Origin of the sequence: Cellulomonas sp. A375-1, assembly GCF_001040865.1 — a bacterium.
GTDB classification, from domain to species: domain Bacteria; phylum Actinomycetota; class Actinomycetes; order Actinomycetales; family Cellulomonadaceae; genus Cellulomonas; species Cellulomonas gelida.
Genome location: NZ_LFKW01000116.1, coordinates 1 through 21015, shown reverse-complemented (window position 1 = coordinate 21015; position 21015 = coordinate 1). Strand labels below are relative to the sequence as shown.

The window sequence follows — 21015 nt, the reverse complement described above, 5'->3', positions numbered from 1 at the left end:
CCTTGTTCGCTGAGAGCGAACAAGGGGCGTCGGCTGCGAGCGCGTCAGTCCTCGACGTACCGCGCCTCGATCTCCGCGAAGAACGCCCGCGAGAGGCGCACGAAGTCGTCGTAGCGCAGGACGATGTCCTCCCCCGGGCGCGTGTGCAGCACGCTGCGCTCCGGGTCGAGCCCGAGCTTGGAGTCCTCGACCATCCGCCCGCCGTTCGACATCAGCGACTCGACCAGGAGCCGCACCTCGTTGAGCGGGTTCCCGTCCTTGCCCTCCTTGGCGCGCAGCCGGTGCACGAACCGCATCTCGAGCGCGAGCAGGAGCGCCGCGAAGTAGCTCCCCTCGAGGTCCTCCAGAGCGGTGTCGTCGACGTCGCTGTCCGCCCGGGCGATGTCGAACGCCGCGATCTCGGCCTCGACCTGTCCACGGCAGTCTGCGATGTAGTCGGCGTCGTACGTCCCCTGCGCGAGCATCGTCGTCTCCTGTCGATGTGCCGGCGTCGGTCGGGCCGACGTCCCCCGGTGTGCATCGTCGCACCAACTCCCATGCGGCACGACGGGCACAGGGCATCGGCCCCGACCCGGCGTCACTGCTGGTCGGGTGCCCCCGCCTCGTCGTCGCGCGCGGCCGACCCGCGAGCGGGCGGCGCCGCCCCCGGGCCAGGCACGGACGGGCCAGGCCCCGCGGGACGCCCGCGCGCCTCGTCGCGCACCATCCGCAGCCAGAGCGCCGCGGCGAAGCCGCCGAAGATCCACCACTGCGCCGCGTAGGCGAGGTTCTGCACGTTGAGGCCCGAGCCGGGCGTGCTCGGAGGCTCGAGCAGTGCGATCGCGGGGTCCTGCGCGGGCTGCGAGCCGACGAGGACCAGGTACCCGGTGTAGATGGGACCGCCCCACTCCCCCACGAGCTCGGCCGACGAGATGGCCGAGACGGTGCCGTCCTGCACACCGTCGCCCGCCTGCTCGGACGCCTGCAGGTACCCCGTGACCGCGACGGGACCGGCGGGCGGCTCGTCGGCATCCTGGGGCGAGGCCACCCAGCCGCGCACGACCGGCAGCACCGCACCCGCGGCCTGCGCGCCGGAGGCGCCACCCGCGTCGCTCACCCGCAGCGGCGTCAGGACCAGGTAGCCGGTCGCGCCGTCGTGCACGCGGTCCGGCACGACGAGCTGGCCGGCGGGCTCGTAGCTGCCGGTCACGGACACCTTGCGCGCCACGAGCTCGCCGCGGAACGCCGTCTGCGGGCTGAGCTCGTCGCCGAGCGGCACGGGCTCAGCGGCGACGATCGACGCCTCGTGCTCGGCCTGCGCACGATGCCCGCGCACCTCGGCGCGGTCGAGCTGCCACGCCCCGAGCAGTCCGCACACCGTGGCGGCCACCGCGAGCAGCACGAGCATCCCGAGCATGCGCGGCCGCACGGCCGCACGCAGCATCGTCGTCGGCTCACCCGCCTCCTGGACGGACCACCCGCCCGACGACGCGCCCGGGGCGGCCTCGCCGGACGCGGTCCCGACGCGCGGGGCCTCGTCGGCCTGGGCCTGCTCGGAGGCGGTCACGGACGGTCGTTCGGGCACGTCTCACCGTATCCCGCGCACGGGGAGACGACGGTGCGTCACCAACGTCACACCCCCGCCGCGCCGAGCGCGGCTGACACCCCCGGACAGCCGCGTGACCTGCGAAGATCTCGCTGAGCGCGACCATGCTGAATGCTGTTGTATGAACGGTGACGCCCGGGCCCTGGGTAAGACGTCCCATGGGTGTCCTTGCTCGCAGGGTTGGCTGGAAGCGGCTCGAACCACCCGCGGCGCGGCCGTGGGACGACACGGGGAGCGATGATGAGCACGACGACGACATGGCAAGCCGGCAGCGGGACGCAGATCGACGACGCGACGCTGGTCCGCATCGACAAGTGGTGGCGCGCCGCCAACTACCTGTCGGTGGGTCAGATCTACCTGCTGGACAACCCGCTGCTGCGCGAACCGCTCACGCGTGACCACGTGAAGCCGCGCCTGCTCGGGCACTGGGGCACCACGCCCGGCCTGAACTTCCTGTACGCGCACCTCAACCGCGCGATCGCCCAGCGCAGCCAGTCGACGCTCTACGTCACCGGCCCCGGCCACGGCGGACCGGGCCTGGTCGCGAGCGCCTACCTCGACGGGACGTACTCCGAGACGTACTCCGACATCACGGAGGACGAGGAGGGCCTGCGCCGGCTGTTCCGGCAGTTCTCGTTCCCGGGCGGCATCCCCTCGCACGTGGCACCGGAGACGCCCGGGTCGATCCACGAGGGCGGCGAGCTCGGGTACGCGCTGTCGCACGCGTACGGTGCGGCGTTCGACAACCCGGACCTGCTGGTCGCGGCGGTCGTCGGCGACGGCGAGGCAGAGACCGGCCCGCTCGCGACGAGCTGGCACTCGAACAAGTTCGTCAACCCGGCCCAGGACGGCGTCGTCCTGCCGATCCTGCACCTCAACGGCTACAAGATCGCCAACCCCACGGTGCTGGACCGCATCGGCGACGACGAGCTGCACGCGCTCATGGTCGGCTACGGCCACAAGCCGTTCGTGTTCGAGGGCGGGTACGACGCGGACGAGCCCGCGATCGAGGTGCACCGCCGGTTCGCGACGCTGCTCGACGAGGTGCTCGACGAGATCGCCGCGATCAAGGCCCGCGCCGCGCAGGGCGACCTGAGCCGTCCGGCCTGGCCGATGATCGTCTTCCGCACGCCGAAGGGCTGGACCGGCCCGGACACGATCGACGGCAAGAAGACCACCGGCTCGTGGCGCGCCCACCAGGTCCCGCTCGCCAACGCGCGGGACACCGCGGAGCACCTGCACGTGCTCGAGGAGTGGCTGCAGTCGTACGGGGTCGCCGAGCTGTTCGACGCGACCGGCGCCCTCGACCCGGACATCCGCTCGCTCGCCCCGGCCGGCGACCTGCGCATGAGCGCGAACCCGCACGCGAACGGCGGCATCCTGCTGCGCGACTTGCGCCTGCCGAACTTCCGCGACTTCGCGGTCGACGTCCCGACCCCCGGCGGCTCGATGGCCGAGGCGCCGCGCGTGCTCGGCGAGTACCTGACCGAGGTCATCCGCCGCAACCCCGACAACTTCCGGATCTTCGGTCCGGACGAGACGGCCTCCAACCGCCTGCAGGCGGTGTACGGCGTCACGGACAAGCAGTGGAACGCCGAGTTCTTCGGCCCCGAGGTCGACGAGCACCTGGCCCGCGCCGGTCGCGTGATGGAGATGCTGTCCGAGCACCAGTGCCAGGGCTGGCTCGAGGGCTACCTGCTCACCGGCAGGCACGGCCTGTTCACGAGCTACGAGGCCTTCATCCACATCGTCGACTCGATGTTCAACCAGCACGCCAAGTGGCTCAAGGTCACCAACGACATCCCGTGGCGGCGCCCGATCGCGAGCCTGAACTACCTGCTGTCGAGCCACGTGTGGCGCCAGGACCACAACGGCTTCAGCCACCAGGACCCGGGCTTCATCGACCACGTGGTCAACAAGAAGGCCGAGGTCGTGCGGGTGTACCTGCCGCCGGACGCCAACACGCTGCTGAGCACGTACGACCACTGCCTGCGCAGCCGTCAGTACGTCAACGTCGTCGTTGCCGGCAAGCAGCCCGCCCCGAACTTCCTGACGATGGACCAGGCCGTCGCGCACTGCACGCGCGGGCTGGGCATCTGGGAGTGGGCCGGCTCGGAGGCGCAGGACGAGGAGCCGGACGTCGTGCTGGCCGCGGCCGGTGACGTGCCGACGCTCGAGGTGCTCGCGGCCGTCGACATCCTGCGGCGCGAGCTGCCGCAGCTCAAGGTGCGCGTGGTCAACGTCGTCGACCTCATGCGCCTGCAGGACGAGCGCGAGCACCCGCACGGGCTGTCCGACGCGGAGTTCGACACGATCTTCACGGCCGACCGCCCGATCGTCTTCGCGTACCACGGCTACCCGTGGCTCATCCACCGCCTCACGTACCGCCGCAACGGGCACCAGAACCTGCACGTGCGCGGCTACAAGGAGGAGGGCACCACCACGACGCCGTTCGACATGGTGATGCTCAACGACCTGGACCGCTTCCACCTGGTCATCGACGTCATCGACCACGTGCACTGGCTGCGCGCCTCGCAGGCCGGGCTCCGCCAGCGCATGGTGGACGCACGGCTCGAGGCCCGTCAGTACACGCGCGAGCACGGCGAGGACCTGCCGGCGGTGCGTGACTGGGTCTGGCCCGACGCGCAGGACCTGTCGAGCACGGAGCAGATCGACGCCACCGTCTTCACGGGCGGCGACAACGAGTAGCACGCCGCCGCCCGACCCACCAGCACAACCAGCAGGACTGGAGTACGCCCACCGTGGCACGCAGCATCTACGTCGCGTCCCCTGAAGGGGACACCGGGAAGTCGACGGTCGCCCTCGGGCTCGTCGACCTCCTCGCCCGCACAGTCCAGCGCGTCGGGGTGTTCCGCCCCGTCGCGCGCTCGACCGAGACCCGTGACTACGTGCTCGAGCTCCTGCTCGAGCACGACGGCGTCGACCTGTCGTACGACGAGTGCATCGGCACGACCTACGAGAAGGTGCACGACGACCCCGAGGAGGCGCTGTCGCAGATCGTGGCGCGCTTCCACGCGGTCGAGCGCCGCTGCGACGCGGTGGTGATCGTCGGCACCGACTACACGGACGTCACCTCGCCGACCGAGCTCGCGTTCAACGCGCGCATCGCGGCGAACCTGGGGGCGCCCGTGGTCCTCGTCGTGAACGGCAACAAGCGCCGTCCCGACGAGATCGAGCAGGTCGTCGAGGTCGCGATCAACGAGCTCGCGCTCAACCACGCCCACGTGGCGGCGGTCGTACCGAACCGGTGCGCGCAGCCCGCGCTCGACGTCGTGCGGCGCCTCGTGCAGAACTCGCTGGGGCGTCCGACGTGGACGCTCCCGGAGAGCCCGCTGCTCTCGGCGCCCACCATGGGTCAGCTCATGGAGGCGGTCGAGGGCACGCTGATCTCGGGCGACCCGGCGCTGCTCGGGCGCGAGGTCCTCGACATGCTGGTCGGTGCCATGGAGATCGAGCACCTGGTCGGGCGGCTGTCCGACGGCGCCGTGATCATGACGCCGGGCGACCGCTCGGACATCCTGCTGGGCCTGCTGCTCGCGCACCAGGCGGACGGCTTCCCGACCCTGGCGGGCATCATCCTCAACGGTGGGTTCCGCCCGTCGAAGACGATCTCGCGTCTCGTCGAGGGCCTCGGGAGCCGTCTGCCGCTCGTCGCGACCGACCTCGGCACGTTCCGCACGGCCAGCACCGTGGCCTCCACGCGCGGGCGGCTCTCGGCGGACTCGCAGCGCAAGGTCGACACCGCGCTGTCGCTGTTCGAGCGGCACGTCGACGGCCCGGCGCTGCTCGCGGCGCTCGACGTCGCCAAGCCCGACGTGGTGACGCCGCTGATGTTCGAGTACACGCTGCTGGACCGCGCACGCGCGGACCGTCGGCGCATCGTCCTGCCCGAGGGCAACGACGACCGGATCCTGCGGGCGGCCTCCACGCTGCTGCAGCGAGGCGTCGCGGACCTGACGATCCTGGGCGACGAGAGCACCATCCGGGCCCGGGCCTCCGAGCTGGGCCTCGCGCTCGACGGGGCCGACGTGATCGACCCGCACGACCCGCAGTTCGTCGACCGGTTCGCCGCGGAGTACGCCAAGATCCGCGCGCACAAGGGCATGACGGTCGAGCGGGCGCGCGAGATCGTCCCGTCGGTCTCCTACTTCGGGACGATGATGGTCCACCTCGGCCTGGCCGACGGCATGGTCTCGGGTGCGCTGCACACCACGGCGCACACCATCAAGCCCAGCTTCGAGATCATCAAGACCGCTCCGGGCGTCTCGAGCGTCTCGAGCGCGTTCCTCATGTGCCTCGAGGACCGCGTGCTCGTGTACGCCGACTGCGCGGTGATCCCGGACCCGACCGCCGAGCAGCTCGCCGACATCGCGATCTCGTCCGCGGAGACCGCCGTGCAGTTCGGCATCGAGCCGCGGATCGCGATGCTGTCGTACTCGACGGGCGAGTCGGGCTTCGGCGCGGACGTCGACAAGGTCCGGGCCGCCACGGCCCTGGTCCGCGAGCGTCGTCCCGACCTGTCGGTCGAGGGTCCCATCCAGTACGACGCCGCGGTCGACGCGTCGGTCGCGCAGACCAAGCTGCCCGAGTCGACGGTGGCGGGCCGGGCCACGGTGTTCGTGTTCCCCGACCTGAACACCGGCAACAACACCTACAAGGCCGTGCAGCGCTCCGCGGGCGCGGTCGCGATCGGCCCCGTCCTGCAGGGCCTGCGCAAGCCGGTCAACGACCTGTCGCGCGGCGCGCTCGTGCAGGACATCGTCAACACCGTCGCGATCACCGCGATCCAGGCGCAGGCCTTGCGGGCCGGCGAGGAGGACCAGTCATGAGCACCCCCACCACGAGCGTCCTCGTCGTCAACTCCGGTTCGTCGTCGATCAAGTACCAGCTCGTCGACCCCGTCGGCGGCGACGCGATCGCCTGGGGCCTGGTCGAGCGGATCGGCGAGGAGATGGGCTCGCTCAAGCACGTCACGCAGGACTCGACGACGGAGCGCGAGCTGCCCGTCCCCGACCACGGCGAAGGCCTGCGCCGCGTGCTCAGCCTCTTCGAGGCGGTCGGACCCGACCTGTCGGCGTCCCACGTCATCGCGGTCGGCCACCGCGTCGTGCAGGGCGGGCCCGTGTTCGACGGACCCGCGCTGGTCGACTCGCACGTCGAGCAGCAGATCGAGGAGCTGTCGCCGCTGGCCCCGCTGCACAACCCTGCCAACCTCACGGGCATCCGCGTGGGCCGCGCGCTCCTGCCGGACGTCCCGCACGTCGCGGTCTTCGACACGGCGTTCTTCCACCACCTGCCCGCCGCGGCCGCGCACTATGCGATCGACCGCGAGGTCGCCGAGACGTTCAAGGTGCGCCGGTACGGCGCGCACGGCACGTCGCACCAGTACGTCGCGCACGAGGTCGCCGCGTACCTGGGCCGGGACGTCGCGCAGACGAGCACGATCGTGCTGCACCTGGGCAACGGCGCGTCGGCGTCGGCGGTGAAGAACGGGCACGCGGTCGACACGTCGATGGGCCTGACGCCGCTCGAGGGCCTCGTGATGGGCACGCGCTCGGGCGACATCGACCCGGCGGTCACCTTCCACCTGATGCGCAACGCGGGCATGAGCGTCGACGACGTCGACGACCTGCTCAACCGCCGCTCGGGGCTCAAGGGCATGACGGGCCAGAACGACCTGCGCGAGGTCCACCGCCTGGTCGAGGAGGGCGACGAGGCGGCGAAGATCGCGATCGACGTCTACGCGCACCGGATCAAGAAGTACGTCGGCGGGTACGCGGCGGTGCTCGGCGGGGTCGACGTCATCGCGTTCACCGCGGGCGTCGGCGAGAACGACGACATCGTGCGTGCCCGGTCCCTCGAGGGGCTCGAGCGCCTGGGCATCGAGATCGACCACGTGCGCAACGCGGGTCGCAAGAAGGAGCCGACGATCATCTCGACGGACTCGTCGCCGACCACGGTCGTCGTGTACCCGACGAACGAGGAGCTCGCGATCGCGCGCCTGGCCGTGGACGTCGTCGAGGCGAGCCGCGCCTGACCGGCATCCACACCTGAGCGCGGGACGGGCCGACCCTCGCGGGGTCCGGCCCGTCCTGTCTGTCGTCCTGCGCGCTTCGGCAGCCCGGCCTCAGGGCAGGCGCGCCGCCTTCATCACGCGCAGCAGCTCGGTGTACACCTGCGGCCACACGTCGGTGCCGAGGTCGAACAGCCGGCGCAGGCCGACGGGCGGCAGGCCGAGCACGCCGTGCGCGCCGTGCTGCACCGCGATCGACTGCAGCCTCGTCGTCTCCCACAGGCCTTCGCGGCCGTGCCGCACGCCGATGCCCGAGGCGCCCCAGCCGCCCTGCGGCGCGCCGAGCGATCCCCACGTCCCGACGTAGCCCTCGTTGACGTTGACCGACCCCGCGTGCACCCGCCGGGCGAGCGCAGCACCGCGACGCGCGTCGGCCGTCCAGATGCTCGCGTTGAGCCCGAACTCGGAGTCGTTCATGGCCGCGACGGCCTCGTCGTCGGACGCCACCGGGTACAGCGCGACGACGGGCCCGAAGGTCTCCTCGCGGAACAGGCGCGCGTGCGGCGAGACGTCGACGAGCACCGTGGGCTCGTAGAACCACGGCCCGAGGTCGCTGCGGTGCACGCCGCCGGCGAGCACGCGCGCGCCGAGCCCGAGCGCGTCCTCGACGTGCTCGACGACCGTCGCGAGCTGCGCGGCCGACGTGAGCGAGCCGACGTCGCTGCGGTAGTCCAGGCCCGTGCCGAGGCGCAGCTCGCGCGTCCGGCGGGCGAGCTCGTGCGCGAACTCGTCGAACACGTCGCGGTGCACGTAGATCCGCTCGATGCTCACGCACACCTGACCCGCGCCGACGAAGCACGCGCGCACGGCGCCCTCGGCGGCGACGTCGACGTCCACGTCGTCCGCGACGTACATCGCGTTCTTGCCGCCGAGCTCGAGCGTCGCCGGCACGAGCCGTTCGCCCGCACCGGCTGCCACGACCCGACCCGTGCGGGTCGACCCCGTGAAGCTCACGTGATCGCTGTGCTCGATCACCGCGGCACCGATGGTGGGCCCGTCGCCGACGACGACCTGGAGCACGCCCGCGGGCAGGCCCGCGTCCTCGAGCAGCTCGGCCGCCCACAGCGCGGTGAGCGCGGTCTGGGGGTCCGGGCGCAGCAGGACCGCGTTGCCCGCGACCAGCGCCGGCAGCACGTCGCCGAGCGTGAGGGTCAGCGGGAAGTTCCAGGGCGCGATGATGCCGACGACCCCGGCGGGGTGCCGCAGCACGCGCGTGCTCGTCAGCCCGGGGACCGTCCCCAGCACGCGCCGGGGCGCCAGGTACCGCCGGGCGCGCGCCGCGTAGTGCCGCGAGACGAGCGCGATGTCCGCGACCTCCTCGAACGCCGAGACGCGCGCCTTGCCGGTCTCGAGCTGGATGAGGTCGAGCACGTCGCTCTGCCGCTCGAGGACGAGGTCGTGCACCGCGGACAGCACCGCGGCACGCTCGCGCACGCTGCGCGCCGCCCACAGCCGCTGCGCGGCGCGTGCCGAGCGGGCCGCGCGTGCGACGTCGTCGGGCGTCGAGAGCGGCACCGCGGCGATCGGGGCGCCCGTGAACGGGGCGTGCGACGTGTGGGTCGCTGCGCCCGGCGAGGAGACCACGCGGCGCAGGAGCGTCGCGATGTCCTCCGGCTCGAGCACGTAGGTGGCGAGCGGGTCGGTCTCGGGGTCGAACAGCTCGGCCGAACCCGGCTGCCGCTCGTGCTGACCGTCGTGTTCCTGCGACATGCTCGCCAGCGTACGCGCGGGCGCTGGCGACACCTGCGCACGCGCCGCGCCCCGATCGGGCGACATCGCGCCGGCCGGTGCACCCGGGAGCACCGAGCCGCCGCGAGTCCGCCGGATGTGACGTGGACGACGTTGGCGCACCCCCGCGTCAGGACTAAGGTGAGGCTCGCCTAATCGAGACCGCGCGGACGACACACGGATCGCCGGCCCGACAGGCAGGGCCCTGCGAGGCCCATGACACGAGCAGCTTCCCACCGTGAGGATCCTCATGAGCTCCGCTCTCCCGCGCGCCGGCCGGCGCGCCCTGCGTCCCCTGCAGCTCGCCGCCGTCGCGGCCGCCGCCGCGCTCGCGCTCGCCGCGTGCTCGTCGTCGGGCGACGCGACCGGTGACAGCACCGCCGACGCCACCGCGCAGTCGACCGACGCCCCCGCACCGGACCTCTTCCCGGTCACGATCCCGAACACGTTCGGCGCCACGACGATCGACGCGAAGCCCGAGCGGGTCGCCACCGTCAACTGGGGCAACCACGACGTGCCGATCGCGCTCGGCATCGTGCCCGTGGGCATCCAGAAGTCGACGTACGGCGACGACGACAGCGACGGCGTGCTGCCGTGGACGTTCGAGGGGCTCGAGGCGATCGGCGGCACGGGCGACACGCTGCCCGAGCTGTTCGACGAGACCGACGGCATCCCGTTCGAGTCCGTCGCGAACACCGCGCCGGACGTGGTCCTGGCCGCGTACTCGGGTCTCACCGAGGAGGACTGGAACACGCTGCAGGGCATCGCTCCGACCGTGTCCTACCCGGTGGCCGCGTGGGGCACGAACTGGAAGGACATGGCCCTCATCGACGGCCAGGCGCTCGGTCTCGGCGAGCAGGCGCAGGCCCTGGTCGACGACGTCGAGGCGAAGATCGCCGACGGGCTCGCCGCGCGTCCCGACATCGAGGGCAAGACGTTCGCGTACGCGTGGATCGACCCGGCGAACCCGAGCACGATCTCGGTCTACACGCCGCTCGACGCGCGCGTGCAGCTCGTCAACGACCTCGGCATGACCGACGCGCCCTCGATCGTCGAGCTCGCGGGCGACTCCCAGGAGTTCTTCCTCAGCGTGTCCGCCGAGCAGGCCGACACCCTCGCCGACGTCGACGTCCTCGTCGTCTACGGCGACGACACGACGCTCGCCACGCTGCAGGCCGACCCGCTGCTGAACAAGATCCCGGCCGTCGCGCGCGGCTCGGTCGCGGTGGTCCCGGACGCCACGCCGCTCGCCGCGGCCACGTCCGGGCCGACCGTCCTGTCCGTGCCGTGGGCGCTCGACGACTACCTCGACCTGTTCGAGGCGGCGGCGAAGAAGGTCGGATGACCCTCGCGCCGTCCGCAGCGACCCCGACCCTCCCCGCACCGGGACGGGCGGGGTCGCTGCACCGTCGGCGCACGATCGGCCTCGTCGTCTGCGTGCTCGCGGTCGCAGTGGCGGTCGTGTGCTCGCTCGCGTTCGGCTCGCGCGTCGTCGGCTGGTCCGACGTGGTCGCGGGCGTGCTGCACGCGGACACCGACGACATCGCGCAGGCCGCCGTGCAGTCGCGCGTGCCGCGCACGGTCCTCGGTCTGCTCGTCGGCGCAGCCCTGGGGCTCGCCGGTGCGGTGATGCAGGGCCTGACCCGCAACCCGCTGGCGGATCCCGGGCTGCTCGGCGTGAGCTCCGGCGCGTCCCTGTTCGTGGTGCTCGGCATCGCGTGGTTCGGGATGTCGCAGCTCACGCAGTACGTCTGGGTCGCGTTCCTGGGCGCCGCGCTCGCGTCGCTGCTCGTGTACGGGATCGGCTCGATGGGGCGCGAGGGCGCGACCCCGCTCAAGCTCGCGCTGGCCGGCGCAGCGACGAGCGCCGCGCTCGTCTCGATGGTCTCGATGGTGCTGCTGACGCGCACCGACGTGCTCGACACGTTCCGGTTCTGGCAGGTGGGGTCGATCGGGCGCGCGTCGTTCGGCGAGATCGGGCAGGTCGTGCCGTTCCTCGTCGTCGGCGCCGTGCTCGCGGTCGGGTGCGCGCGCGGCATGGACGCGATCGCACTCGGCGACGACGTCGCCACCGGGCTCGGCCAGCGGCTCGGGCTGGTGCGCGCCGTCGGCGCCGCGTCCGCCGTCCTGCTGTGCGGTGCGGCCGTCGCGATCGCCGGTCCGATCGGCTTCGTCGGCCTGGTCATGCCGCACCTCGCCCGGCGCTACACCGGCCCGAGCCACCGCTGGCTGCTCCCCTACTCGGCCGCGCTGGGTGCCGCGCTCCTGCTCGCCGCGGACGTCGTCGGCCGGGTCGTCGCACGCCCCCAGGAGATCGAGGTCGGCATCGTGACCGCCGTGCTCGGCGCGCCGGTCTTCATCGCGATCATCCGTCGCCAGAAGGTGCGTGACCTGTGACCGCCGTGCTCGACCGTCCCGACGTGCCGCTCGCCGGCGGGGTCGTCGCCGCGGGCCGCCGCGCCCGCGCGCGGCGCCGGCGCACGGTCGTCGCGGTGCTCGTGGGCGCGCTGCTCGCGGTCGCGGTCGTGACGCTGTGCATCGGCGAGCGGTCGTACAGCCCGCTCGAGGTGCTGCGCGTCCTGCTGGGCGAGCAGGTCCCGGGCGCGAGCTTCACCATCGAGTCGCTGCGCCTGCCGCGCCTGCTCACGGGGCTGCTCGTCGGCCTCGGTTTCGGCATGGGCGGGGTCGTGTTCCAGACGATGCTGCGCAACCCGCTCGCGAGCCCCGACATCATCGGCATCAGCGCCGGGTCGAGCGCCGCCGCGGTCCTCGCGATCACGGTGCTCGGGCTCAGCGGGGCGGTGCTGGCGGGTGTCGCCGTCGTCGCGGGCGTCGCCGTGGCCGGAGCGATCTACGCGCTGTCGTGGCGGCGCGGCGTGCAGGGCGCGCGCCTCATCCTCATCGGCATCGCAGTGGGCGCGATGCTCGACTCGGTGATCAGCTACGCCATGACCCGCGCGGGCGTGTACGACGCGAACGAGGCGCTGCGCTGGCTCACGGGCAGCCTCAACTCCGCGTTCTGGCCCGGGGTGGGCCCGCTCGCGCTCGCGATGGCGGTGCTGGTCCCGACGCTGCTCGTCCTGTCGCGTCGCCTGACCGCGCTGCAGCTCGGCGACGACGCCGCGGCAGCGCTCGGCGTCCGCCCCGACCGCGCGCGGCTGGCGCTGCTGGTCGTCGCGGTCGCGATGGTCGCGGTCGCCACGGCCGCCGCCGGGCCGATCGCGTTCGTCGCGTTCCTGTCCGGCCCGATCGCGCACCGCCTCGTGCGTGGCACGGGCTCGTTGCTCGTCCCGGCCGCACTCGTCGGCGCGCTGCTCGTCCTGGTCGGGGACTTCACGGGCCAGCACCTGCTCGTCGCACGGTTCCCCGTGGGCGTCGTGACGGGCGTCCTGGGTGCGCCCTACCTGCTCTGGCTGCTGGCCAGGACCAACCGTTCGGGAGGAAGCCTGTGACCGGCCCGTCGCAGAACACCGTGCACACGCTCGCCGTCGAGGCGGCCACGATCGGGTACGAGGACCGCGTCGTCGTGCACGACATGACGCTCGAGATCCCCTCGGGGAAGATCACGACGATCGTCGGCGCCAACGCGTGCGGCAAGTCCACGCTGCTGCGCGCCATGGCGCGACTCCTCAAGGTGAAGGCGGGCCGCGTGCTGCTCGACGGCCGGCCGATCGACGCGATCGGCTCGCGCGAGGTCGCCACCGTGCTCGGCCTGCTCCCCCAGACGCCCGTGAGCCCCGAGGGCATCGCGGTCGCGGACCTCGTGGGGCGCGGGCGCTACCCGCACCAGGGCTGGTTCCGCCGCTGGACGGAGCAGGACGAGGTCGCGGTGCAGACCGCGCTCGCCGCGACCGACATCCTCGACCTCGCCGACCGGCCCGTCGACGAGCTCTCCGGCGGGCAGCGCCAGCGCGTGTGGATCGCGATGGCCCTCGCGCAGGAGACCGACGTGCTCCTGCTCGACGAGCCGACGACGTTCCTGGACGTCGCGCACCAGGTCGAGGTCCTCGACCTGCTCACCGACCTCAACCGCTCGCGCGGCACGACGATCGTCATGGTGCTGCACGACCTCAACCTCGCCGCGCGGTACACCGACCACCTCGTCGCGCTGCGCGAGGGGCGCCTGGTCGCCCAGGGCCCACCGGCCGACGTGGTGACGCCCGAGCTCGTCGCCGAGGTGTTCGGGATGACCGCGCAGGTCATCCCGGACCCGGTCTCCGGCACGCCGCTCGTCGTGCCCGTCGGACGGCACCACGCGACCGACGGCTCGCCGCGTCGGTTGCGCGAGATCACTGTCTGACCTGCTCGTTCACCCGTTCGCGCCCGTCCGGTCGGCACCCGGCCCACGCCCCGCCCGCGGCGTGGGATGCTGCGCACGACGACGACGCGCGAGGAGGACCCGTGGCATACCCGATGGACGTGCTGACCGACGACGAGGTGGTCGTGGTGCACAAGCACCCGCACATCAAGGCGCTCATCGGGCCGGGTCTGGTGCTCCTCGTCGTGACCGCGCTCGCCGCCTGGGGGCTGCTCTGGTCGACCGGCGACACCGTGGCCGACTCGACCGCGACGGTCGTCGGCGTCGCGGCGGGCGTGGTGTGGCTCGCAGCCTTCGCCTGGTTCGTCGTGAAGTTCGTCAGCTGGCGCACGACGCACTTCGTCATCACCGACAAGCGCGTGATGTTCCGCCAGGGCGTGATCACGCGCTCGGGCATCGACATCCCGGTGCTGCGCATCAACAGCGTGCAGTTCCGGCACGGGCTGATCGACCGGATCCTGCGGACGGGGACGCTGATCGTCGAGTCCGCCTCCGACGACCCGCTCGAGTTCGACGACATCCCGCGCGTCGAGCAGGTCCACGCCCTGCTCTACGCGCGGCTCGACGACCGCCTCGACGACGACGACGACCGCGGGCCTGCGGCCCGCTGACCCGTCGCGCGCCGGGTCAGCGCGGCTGGTACGGCGAGAGCACGACCTCGACGCGCTGGAACTCCTTGAGGTCGGAGTAGCCCGTCGTCGCCATCGCGCGGCGCAGCGCGCCGATCACGTTGAGCGTCCCGTCGGCGGTGTGACCCGGGCCGAACAGGATCTGCTCGAGCGTGCCGGAGGTGCCGACCTCGACCCGCTCGCCGCGCGGCAGGTGCGAGTGGTGCGCCTCGGGACCCCAGTGGAACCCGCGGCCCGGCGCCTCGTTCGCACGCGCGAGCGCGGCCCCGAGCATCACCGCGTCCGCGCCGCACGCGATCGCCTTGACGAGGTCGCCCGAGCGGCCGACGCCGCCGTCCGCGATGACGTGCACGTAGCGGCCACCCGACTCGTCGAGGTAGTCGCGGCGTGCGGCCGCGACGTCCGCGACCGCCGTCGCCATGGGCGCGTGGATGCCCAGCGAGACGCGCGTCGTGTGCGCGGCGCCGCCGCCGAACCCGACGAGCACGCCCGCCGCACCCGTACGCATGAGGTGCAGCGCCGCGGTGTACGTGGACGCGCCGCCGACGATCACGGGCACGTCGAGCTCGTAGATGAAGCGCTTGAGGTTGAGCGGCTCGGCGTTGCCCGAGACGTGCTCGGCGGACACCGTGGTGCCGCGGATGACGAACAGGTCGACGCCCGCGTCGACCACGGTGCGCCAGTGCTCCTGCGTGCGCTGCGGGGACAGCGCACCCGCGACCGTCACGCCGGCGGCGCGGATCTCCTTGAGCCGGGCCGTGATGAGCTCGGGCTGGATCGGGGCGGAGTAGATCTCCTGCATGCGCGCGGTCGCGCGGGCCGGGTCGAGCGCGGCGATCTCGGTGAGGTACGGCGTGGGGTCGTCGTAGCGCGTCCACAGGCCCTCGAGGTCGAGCACGCCCAGTCCGCCGAGGTTCCCGAGCGCGACCGCGGTGGCCGGGCTCATCACCGAGTCCATGGGTGCGGCGACGACCGGGAGGTCGAAGTGGTAGGCGTCGATCTGCCAGCCGACGGACACGTCCTGCGGGTCACGCGTGCGCCGCGAGGGCACCACCGCGATGTCGTCGAAGGAGTAGGCGCGCCTTCCGCGCTTGCCGCGGCCGATCTCGATCTCGTTGCTCACCCGACGAGCCTACCGGCGCGGGCTCACGGGTCGCGTCGCGCGTTCGCGATCCGGGTGGGCCGTGTGGCGCGACGTCACGGCGTCCAGCCTGGGCGTGTGAGGCGGTGCCGGGCGGTGTCCGGCGGTGTCCGGCGGTGTCGGTGCCCCGGCGTGTGGGTGCGCGATGGGATGCTGCGCCGATGGACGGCACCACGAGAGGGTCCCCGCTCGCGAGACTGCACCAGGTCTCCCTGCTGGGGTTCGACACCGAGACCACGGGCATCGACGTCCGGCGGGACCGGGTGGTGAGCGCGGCGCTCGTGCGGCGCGACACCACCGGGAGCCACGTGCGCACGTGGCTGATCGACCCGGGCGTCGAGATCCCCGAGGCGGCGGGCTCCATCCACGGCCTGACGACCGCGCACGTGCGCACGCACGGCACGGCCCCAGGACCCGCGCTCGACGAGATCGCCGGCGAGATCGCCGCCGCGCTCCTGAGCGGCTCGGCGCTCGTGGCCTACAACGCCGACTTCGACCTCGCGGTCCTCGACGCCGAGCTCGAGCGCCACGGTCTGCCCACGCTGCCGGAGCGCCTCGGCGGACCGGTCCGCCCCGTGCTGGACCCGATGGTCCTCGACCGCATGGCGGACCCCGCGCGCGAGGGCGGGCGCAGGCTCGTGGACCTGTGCGAGCACCACGACGTGGTCACCGGGCTGCTGCACACCGCCGACGCCGACGCGCTCGCGACGCTCGACGTCCTCGAGCGCGTGATCGCCTCGTCGCCCGCGTTGGCCGCCGCCGACCCGCAGGACCTGCACGACCGGCAGCACGTCGCCGTCGCGGCCTGGCGCGCCGCCTACCACGCCCGGAAGGCCGCGGAGGCTGCGCAGTCCGTGCTCGACGCACTCATGGTGGTCCCCGCTCCGGCGGCGGCACTCACCGCACCCTGACGGGGCGCCACACTGCCTGACTCGTCCGGGTCGTCGTCCGCACCGGCACGGGCCGTCGTCCGCGCCGACCCGGACGCGGACGACGACCCCGTGCGGTGCCGACGTCAGCCTGCGCCGGTCACCGTCCCGCGCACGCCACTGCCGGCGTGCTCGGGGAGCCCGTGCCGATGAACCCGAGGGTCGTCGCACCTGCCGGTGCGAGCGAGCCGTTCCACGCTGCGTTCGCCGCCGTCACGCGTGACCCGCTCACGCTCGAGGTGCCACCCCACAGCTGGGACAGGCCCTGCCCGGCGGCCAGGTCCCACGTGACCGTCCAGCCGCTCAGCGCGGCGGACCCCGCCGTGACCGTGACCTCCCCCTGGAAACCTCCGGGCCAGGAGTTGATCGTGCGGTACGTCGCCGTGCACCCGGCGCCCGTGGGTGGCGGCGTCGTGGCCGTGGCCGACGGGCTCGGCGTCGGGGTCGGGGTCGGGGTGGGAGTCGGAGTGGGGGTCGGCGTGGGCGTCGGGGTCGGCGTGGGCGTGGGCGTCGGTGTCGTCGTCGTCGACCTCAGCGCCGTGAAGAAGTTCCACACCTCGCCCGGGACCCAGGACTGTCCCTGGTTGCGGTCCCGCGCGGCCCAGGCGTGCCCGCCATCGAACGCGAGCCAGACGACGGGGAAGCCGTCGCGGCACGAGTACGCGGTGCGCGTGTGCGTGCCGCTGCCGGGTGACGGCTCGGGCGCGGACTGTGCCTGGCAGCCGTTGTTGCGCAGAGCGCGGTCACGCAGCGACCTGCCCATGGAGATGTTCAGCACGTCGTCGCTCACCCCGTGCGACCCGAGGAAGGCGATCGGCTGCGTCCCGCCCGAGCACCCGCTGAGCTCGGCACCGTTGAGGATCGCCACGCCGCGGAACACGTCCGCACGCGCGCACGCGATCGCGTTGCTCATGCCACCGCCGTAGCTGAAGCCGAGCGCGAACCGCTGGGTCGTGTCGACGCACAACGTCGACTCGACCCGCTTGAGCACGTCGTCGATGAACGTCAGGTCACGGCCGTTGGAGTTGGGCCAGGCGTTGTCGATGCCCTGGGGCGCCACGAAGATCGTGCTGTCGCCGGCGAGCGGCTTGAGCCCGTAGTAGTTCTCGTTGACGACGTCGTTCGACGTCCCGTGCCACCAGTGCAGCCCGACGACGAGCCGGTACGGGCGGTTGCGGTCGTACCCGGAGGGGACGTCGAGCCGGAACGAACGGGTGGTCCCCCCGCTCGTGATCGAGTGCTGACCCGTGGAGAGCGTGGGCGACGTGCCGCACCCGCTCGTGGTCGCGGCGCTCACCGGCGCCGCTGCTGTCAGGGACCCGAGCAGCAGGGCGAACGTCGCCAGCAGCGCCGCCCCCACTCGTCGTCCGGTTGATCGTCCAACGCGCATGGCTGCTCCTTCGGTCGCGCACGCGCCGCACCGCTGCGTGCGAGGGACTGCCGCTCGATCTGGCCGGTGAGCGCTCACATGGCGCCTACCGGTCAGGCGACTTCGAGGTGGAGAACGTTATCGAGGAGGCCGACGCCCGGCCCATGGCTGAATCGTTCAGGGAGCGCGTCCCGCGTGACACCGAGAAGCGCCGACGGCGACCGCCCCGCAGGGGATGGTCGCCGTCGGACGTGGTGCGGGAGGACTCAGCGACGCGACGAGTAGTTCGGCGCCTCGACGGTCATCTGGATGTCGTGCGGGTGGGACTCCTTGAGCCCCGCAGCCGTGATCCGCACGAACTTCCCGCGCTGCTGGAGCTGCGGGATCGTGTGCGCACCGACGTAGAACATCGACTGGTGCAGGCCACCGATGAGCTGGTGCGCGACCGCCGCGAGCGGGCCGCGGTAGGGCACCTGCCCCTCGATGCCCTCGGGCACGATCTTCTCGTCGGACGACACGTCCGCCTGGAAGTACCGGTCCTTCGAGTACGAGATGCGACCGCGCGAGGCCATCGCACCCAGCGAGCCCATGCCGCGGTAGTGCTTGAACTGCTTGCCGTTGACGAACACGAGGTCGCCGGGCGACTCCTCGCAGCCCGCGAGCAAGGAGCCGAGCATCACCGTGTCGGCACCCGCGACGAGCGCCTTGGCGATGTCGCCCGAGTACTGCAGGCCGCCGTCGCCGATCACCGGAACGCCAGCCGGCTTGCACGCGAGGGACGCGTCGTAGATCGCGGTCACCTGCGGCACGCCCACACCCGCGACCACGCGCGTCGTGCAGATCGACCCCGGACCCACCCCGACCTTGACCGCGTCCACACCGGCGTCGACGAGCGCCTGAGCACCCTCGCGCGTCGCGACGTTGCCGCCGATGACCTGCACGTGCCGGGTCAGCGGGTCGGACTTGAGACGGCGCACCATGTCGAGCATCAGGCGGGCGTGGCCGTTGGCGGTGTCGACGACGAGCACGTCGACACCCGCCTCGGTGAGCGCGGTCGCGCGCTCCCAGGCGTCCCCGAAGAACCCGATCGCGGCGCCGACGACGAGCCGGCCCTCGCCGTCCTTGGTCGACAGCGGGTACTGCTCGGACTTCACGAAGTCCTTGACGGTGATGAGGCCGCGCAGCACACCCGCGGCGTCGACGAGCGGCAGCTTCTCGATCTTGTGCTTGGCGAGCAGCGCGGCGGCGTCGTCCCGGTCGATCCCGACGGGCGCGGTCACGAGCGGCATGGGCGTCATGACCTCGCGCACGCGGCGAGTCTCGAACTCGCCCATCGGCACGAAGCGCAGGTCGCGGTTGGTGATGATGCCCAGCAGGCGCCGCTCGTCGTCGACGACCGGCAGGCCGGACACGCGGTACATGCCGCACAGCGCGTCGAGCTCGGCGAGCGTCGCGTCCGGACCCACGGTGACGGGGTCGGTGACCATGCCGGACTCGGAGCGCTTCACGCGGTCCACCTGGTGGGCCTGGTCCGCGATCGACAGGTTCCGGTGCAGGATGCCGATGCCGCCCTGCCGGGCCATCGCGATCGCCATGCGCGACTCGGTGACCGTGTCCATCGCCGCCGAGAGCAGCGGCACGCGCACGCTGATCTCGCGGGTGAGCCGGGAGGTCGTGTCGACCTCGCTCGGGATGACGTCGGTCTCCCCGGGGAGCAGGAGGACGTCGTCGTACGTGAGGCCGATCCGCGAGAAGGGGTCGGCCGGCGAGTCGGGTCCCGTCATCGGATCAGGATACGTCCGTGCGGGCGATGGTCGGCGGTCCCGTCCAGGCCCCGGGACGCGCGCGGCGAGCGCCCGGGCTGACACTCGGACCCGGTGCCGGACCGGCTCGAACGACGCGCGTCAGGAGTGGGTCAGCGGATCAGCCCGCCGCGCAGCCCGATGGCCACCGCCTGGGCACGGTCGTTGGCGCCGAGCTTGCGGAACAGGCGCCGCGCGTGCGTCTTGACCGTGTCCTCCGAGAGGAACAGCTCGGCGCCGATCTGCGCGTTCGACCGGCCGTTGCTCATCCCCACCAGGACCTCGATCTCACGCTTCGTGAGCGTGACGGCGGGACGTGCGGGCTCCTCGGGCACCTCACTGACGTCGGCCTGCGTGCCCGACGACGGCAGCGACGGACGGGGCACGTCGACGACCGCGCGCTGCGCACCGGCGAGCACGGGGCTCGCCAGGACGTGCGCGGCGACGGCCGAGAGCTCGGCGCGGCCGACGTCGGGCGCGAGGAAGCCCCGGGCCCCGAGCGCGAGCGCCCGGTCGAGCGCGGCCGAGTCGTCAGGCTGCGCGAGCAGGACCACGGCGACACCGGGCGCGACGGCGCGCAGACGGCGGATGGCCTCCCCCGCTCCGGGCGCCGGGATGTGCGCGTCGAGCAGCACGACCGTCGGCGGGACGCGGCGCGCGTGCGCGAGCAGCTCGTCGACCGTCGCCGCCGCACGCACAGGGCTGAGCGTCGGCACTCCGATCGACGTCACGACCAGTCGCTCGCGTACTGCGGTCGAGGCGTGACAGACGACCACCCCTGCCATCGCGTCCTCCTTCTGCGGGTGTTCCCCCTCGGGCCTTCGTTGTGCTATCGGCCACTCGGAAGTGCGACGTTAGCGGCTCCCAAGCGCGAGCGGGCGCCGACGCACGGGCGCTTCGTGGCCCGGTGCGGCCCTCTGGGCGAATTGAGCCGGTCGGACACCGGCGCAATTCCCCCTGCCCGGCCGCCGCCGAACGGCCCAGACTTCACCCGTTCGGCGGACTTGCCGCGACCGCCAGCACCTCGTGCAGGAGCCCGCGGAACGTGCGCGAGCGCGCCACCGACGAGCCCGCGGGCACGGCCGGCGCCCCGTCCGGCAGCATGACGAACTGCGCGAGGGTCGGGTGTGCGCGCGCGATCTCGGCGACCGGCGACAGGTCCACCTCGGCGCGGCGCGAGACGGTCACGACCGCCGACGGCCGCGTCATCACGACGAGCTCGAGCGCGTGGTGCACGCTCGTCGGCCCGCCCACCGCGCGCGCGTCGATCCCCGCCGCGACGAGCGCCGCGGTCAGCGCGTGGACGAGCAGGGGCCGCTCCTGCCCCCCGGGCACGAGGACGAGGACGACTCCGCGGTCGCGCGGCGCGGGCGGCAGCCACGCGCGCAGCGCCTCGACCGCCGCGGCGCGCACGGTGAGC

General features: G+C 72.8%; 16 protein-coding genes and 1 pseudogene. 9 read left to right on the top strand and 8 right to left on the bottom strand.

What is annotated here, in order from left to right:
* Positions 1-44: 44 nt before the first annotated feature.
* Both CWIS_RS12030 and CWIS_RS12025 read right to left on the bottom strand, forming a co-directional pair.
* Positions 45-464 carry a hypothetical protein gene (locus CWIS_RS12030; protein ID WP_053071701.1) on the bottom strand — a complete coding sequence of 140 codons (420 nt, stop codon included), beginning with the start codon at positions 462-464 and terminating at the stop codon, positions 45-47.
* A 113-nt stretch (positions 465-577) separates the two neighbouring features.
* On the bottom strand, positions 578-1546 hold the full coding sequence (locus CWIS_RS12025; protein WP_231583833.1) for an SURF1 family protein: 969 nt from the start codon (positions 1544-1546) through the stop codon (positions 578-580).
* 279 nt (positions 1547-1825) lie between these two features.
* Between CWIS_RS12025 and CWIS_RS12020 the strand changes: the two genes are divergently transcribed.
* Genes CWIS_RS12020 through CWIS_RS12010 form a run of 3 tightly spaced genes read left to right on the top strand, consistent with a single transcriptional unit; the run spans position 1826 to position 7643 of the window.
* Positions 1826-4294 (top strand): phosphoketolase, encoded by a 2469-nt coding sequence (locus tag CWIS_RS12020; RefSeq protein WP_141369253.1) that lies wholly within the window; start codon positions 1826-1828, stop codon positions 4292-4294.
* 53 nt (positions 4295-4347) lie between these two features.
* A complete protein-coding gene (gene pta / locus CWIS_RS12015) occupies positions 4348-6435 on the top strand; it encodes a phosphate acetyltransferase (RefSeq protein WP_048343538.1) in 2088 nt (695 codons plus the stop codon).
* The gene (locus CWIS_RS12010; protein WP_048343537.1) at positions 6432-7643 is read left to right on the top strand and encodes an acetate/propionate family kinase; all 1212 of its coding nucleotides are present in this window, start codon (positions 6432-6434) and stop codon (positions 7641-7643) included. The genes pta and CWIS_RS12010 overlap by 4 nt, the downstream gene beginning before the upstream one ends.
* A 90-nt stretch (positions 7644-7733) precedes the next feature.
* Here CWIS_RS12010 and CWIS_RS12005 read toward each other — a convergent pair whose 3' ends face one another.
* Positions 7734-9389 (bottom strand): succinic semialdehyde dehydrogenase, encoded by a 1656-nt coding sequence (locus CWIS_RS12005; protein WP_048343595.1) that lies wholly within the window; start codon positions 9387-9389, stop codon positions 7734-7736.
* A gap of 268 nt (positions 9390-9657) precedes the next feature.
* Here CWIS_RS12005 and CWIS_RS12000 point away from each other — a divergent pair, with 268 nt between their 5' ends.
* The 5 genes from CWIS_RS12000 to CWIS_RS11980 all read left to right on the top strand — a co-directional run bounded on the left by CWIS_RS12000 (position 9658) and on the right by CWIS_RS11980 (position 14336).
* Positions 9658-10752, top strand: coding sequence for an iron-siderophore ABC transporter substrate-binding protein (locus CWIS_RS12000; protein ID WP_048343536.1), 1095 nt, complete (start codon positions 9658-9660; stop codon positions 10750-10752).
* A complete protein-coding gene (locus tag CWIS_RS11995; protein WP_053071700.1) occupies positions 10749-11804 on the top strand; it encodes an iron ABC transporter permease in 1056 nt (351 codons plus the stop codon). The genes CWIS_RS12000 and CWIS_RS11995 overlap by 4 nt, the downstream gene beginning before the upstream one ends.
* The gene (locus CWIS_RS11990; protein ID WP_048343535.1) at positions 11801-12859 is read left to right on the top strand and encodes an iron chelate uptake ABC transporter family permease subunit; all 1059 of its coding nucleotides are present in this window, start codon (positions 11801-11803) and stop codon (positions 12857-12859) included. Before CWIS_RS11995 ends, CWIS_RS11990 begins: the two co-directional genes overlap by 4 nt.
* Before the next feature lie 83 nt (positions 12860-12942).
* Positions 12943-13707 carry an ABC transporter ATP-binding protein gene (locus tag CWIS_RS11985; protein ID WP_082156433.1) on the top strand — a complete coding sequence of 255 codons (765 nt, stop codon included), beginning with the start codon at positions 12943-12945 and terminating at the stop codon, positions 13705-13707.
* Positions 13708-13808: 101 nt separating this feature from the next.
* The gene (locus tag CWIS_RS11980) at positions 13809-14336 is read left to right on the top strand and encodes a PH domain-containing protein (RefSeq protein WP_048343534.1); all 528 of its coding nucleotides are present in this window, start codon (positions 13809-13811) and stop codon (positions 14334-14336) included.
* A 16-nt stretch (positions 14337-14352) separates the two neighbouring features.
* Here CWIS_RS11980 and CWIS_RS11975 read toward each other — a convergent pair whose 3' ends face one another.
* A complete protein-coding gene (locus CWIS_RS11975; RefSeq protein WP_048343533.1) occupies positions 14353-15477 on the bottom strand; it encodes a GuaB3 family IMP dehydrogenase-related protein in 1125 nt (374 codons plus the stop codon).
* Between the two features lie 179 nt (positions 15478-15656).
* Here CWIS_RS11975 and CWIS_RS11970 point away from each other — a divergent pair, with 179 nt between their 5' ends.
* Positions 15657-16406 (top strand): exonuclease domain-containing protein, encoded by a 750-nt coding sequence (locus CWIS_RS11970; protein ID WP_082156423.1) that lies wholly within the window; start codon positions 15657-15659, stop codon positions 16404-16406.
* Positions 16407-16524: 118 nt separating this feature from the next.
* On the opposite strand, the gene CWIS_RS11965 is transcribed toward CWIS_RS11970, so the two are convergent.
* From CWIS_RS11965 to CWIS_RS18955, 4 genes and pseudogenes are all read right to left on the bottom strand, one after another.
* Entirely contained in the window at positions 16525-17814 is a 1290-nt protein-coding gene (locus tag CWIS_RS11965) for a cellulose binding domain-containing protein (RefSeq protein ID WP_048343532.1), read from the bottom strand.
* Between the two features lie 245 nt (positions 17815-18059).
* A complete protein-coding gene (gene guaB / locus CWIS_RS11960) occupies positions 18060-19577 on the bottom strand; it encodes an IMP dehydrogenase (RefSeq protein ID WP_048343531.1) in 1518 nt (505 codons plus the stop codon).
* 131 nt (positions 19578-19708) lie between these two features.
* Positions 19709-20380 carry a response regulator transcription factor gene (locus tag CWIS_RS11955; protein ID WP_048343530.1) on the bottom strand — a complete coding sequence of 224 codons (672 nt, stop codon included), beginning with the start codon at positions 20378-20380 and terminating at the stop codon, positions 19709-19711.
* A 202-nt stretch (positions 20381-20582) separates the two neighbouring features.
* Positions 20583-21015: pseudogene (locus CWIS_RS18955) on the bottom strand (MerR family transcriptional regulator); the annotation flags it as partial.

Excerpts from the sequence above, each read along its gene's own strand:
- CWIS_RS12030 (WP_053071701.1), bottom strand. The coding sequence starts at position 464 with ATGCTCGCGCAGGGGACGTACGACGCCGACTACATCGCAGACTGCCGT.
- CWIS_RS12020 (WP_141369253.1), top strand. The coding sequence starts at position 1,826 with ATGAGCACGACGACGACATGGCAAGCCGGCAGCGGGACGCAGATCGAC.
- CWIS_RS12010 (WP_048343537.1), top strand. The coding sequence starts at position 6,432 with ATGAGCACCCCCACCACGAGCGTCCTCGTCGTCAACTCCGGTTCGTCG.
- CWIS_RS12005 (WP_048343595.1), bottom strand. The coding sequence starts at position 9,389 with ATGTCGCAGGAACACGACGGTCAGCACGAGCGGCAGCCGGGTTCGGCC.
- CWIS_RS12000 (WP_048343536.1), top strand. The coding sequence starts at position 9,658 with ATGAGCTCCGCTCTCCCGCGCGCCGGCCGGCGCGCCCTGCGTCCCCTG.
- CWIS_RS11995 (WP_053071700.1), top strand. The coding sequence starts at position 10,749 with ATGACCCTCGCGCCGTCCGCAGCGACCCCGACCCTCCCCGCACCGGGA.
- CWIS_RS11985 (WP_082156433.1), top strand. The coding sequence starts at position 12,943 with ATGACGCTCGAGATCCCCTCGGGGAAGATCACGACGATCGTCGGCGCC.
- CWIS_RS11970 (WP_082156423.1), top strand. The coding sequence starts at position 15,657 with ATGGACGGCACCACGAGAGGGTCCCCGCTCGCGAGACTGCACCAGGTC.
- CWIS_RS11965 (WP_048343532.1), bottom strand. The coding sequence starts at position 17,814 with ATGCGCGTTGGACGATCAACCGGACGACGAGTGGGGGCGGCGCTGCTG.
- guaB (WP_048343531.1), bottom strand. The coding sequence starts at position 19,577 with ATGACGGGACCCGACTCGCCGGCCGACCCCTTCTCGCGGATCGGCCTC.
- CWIS_RS11955 (WP_048343530.1), bottom strand. The coding sequence starts at position 20,380 with ATGGCAGGGGTGGTCGTCTGTCACGCCTCGACCGCAGTACGCGAGCGA.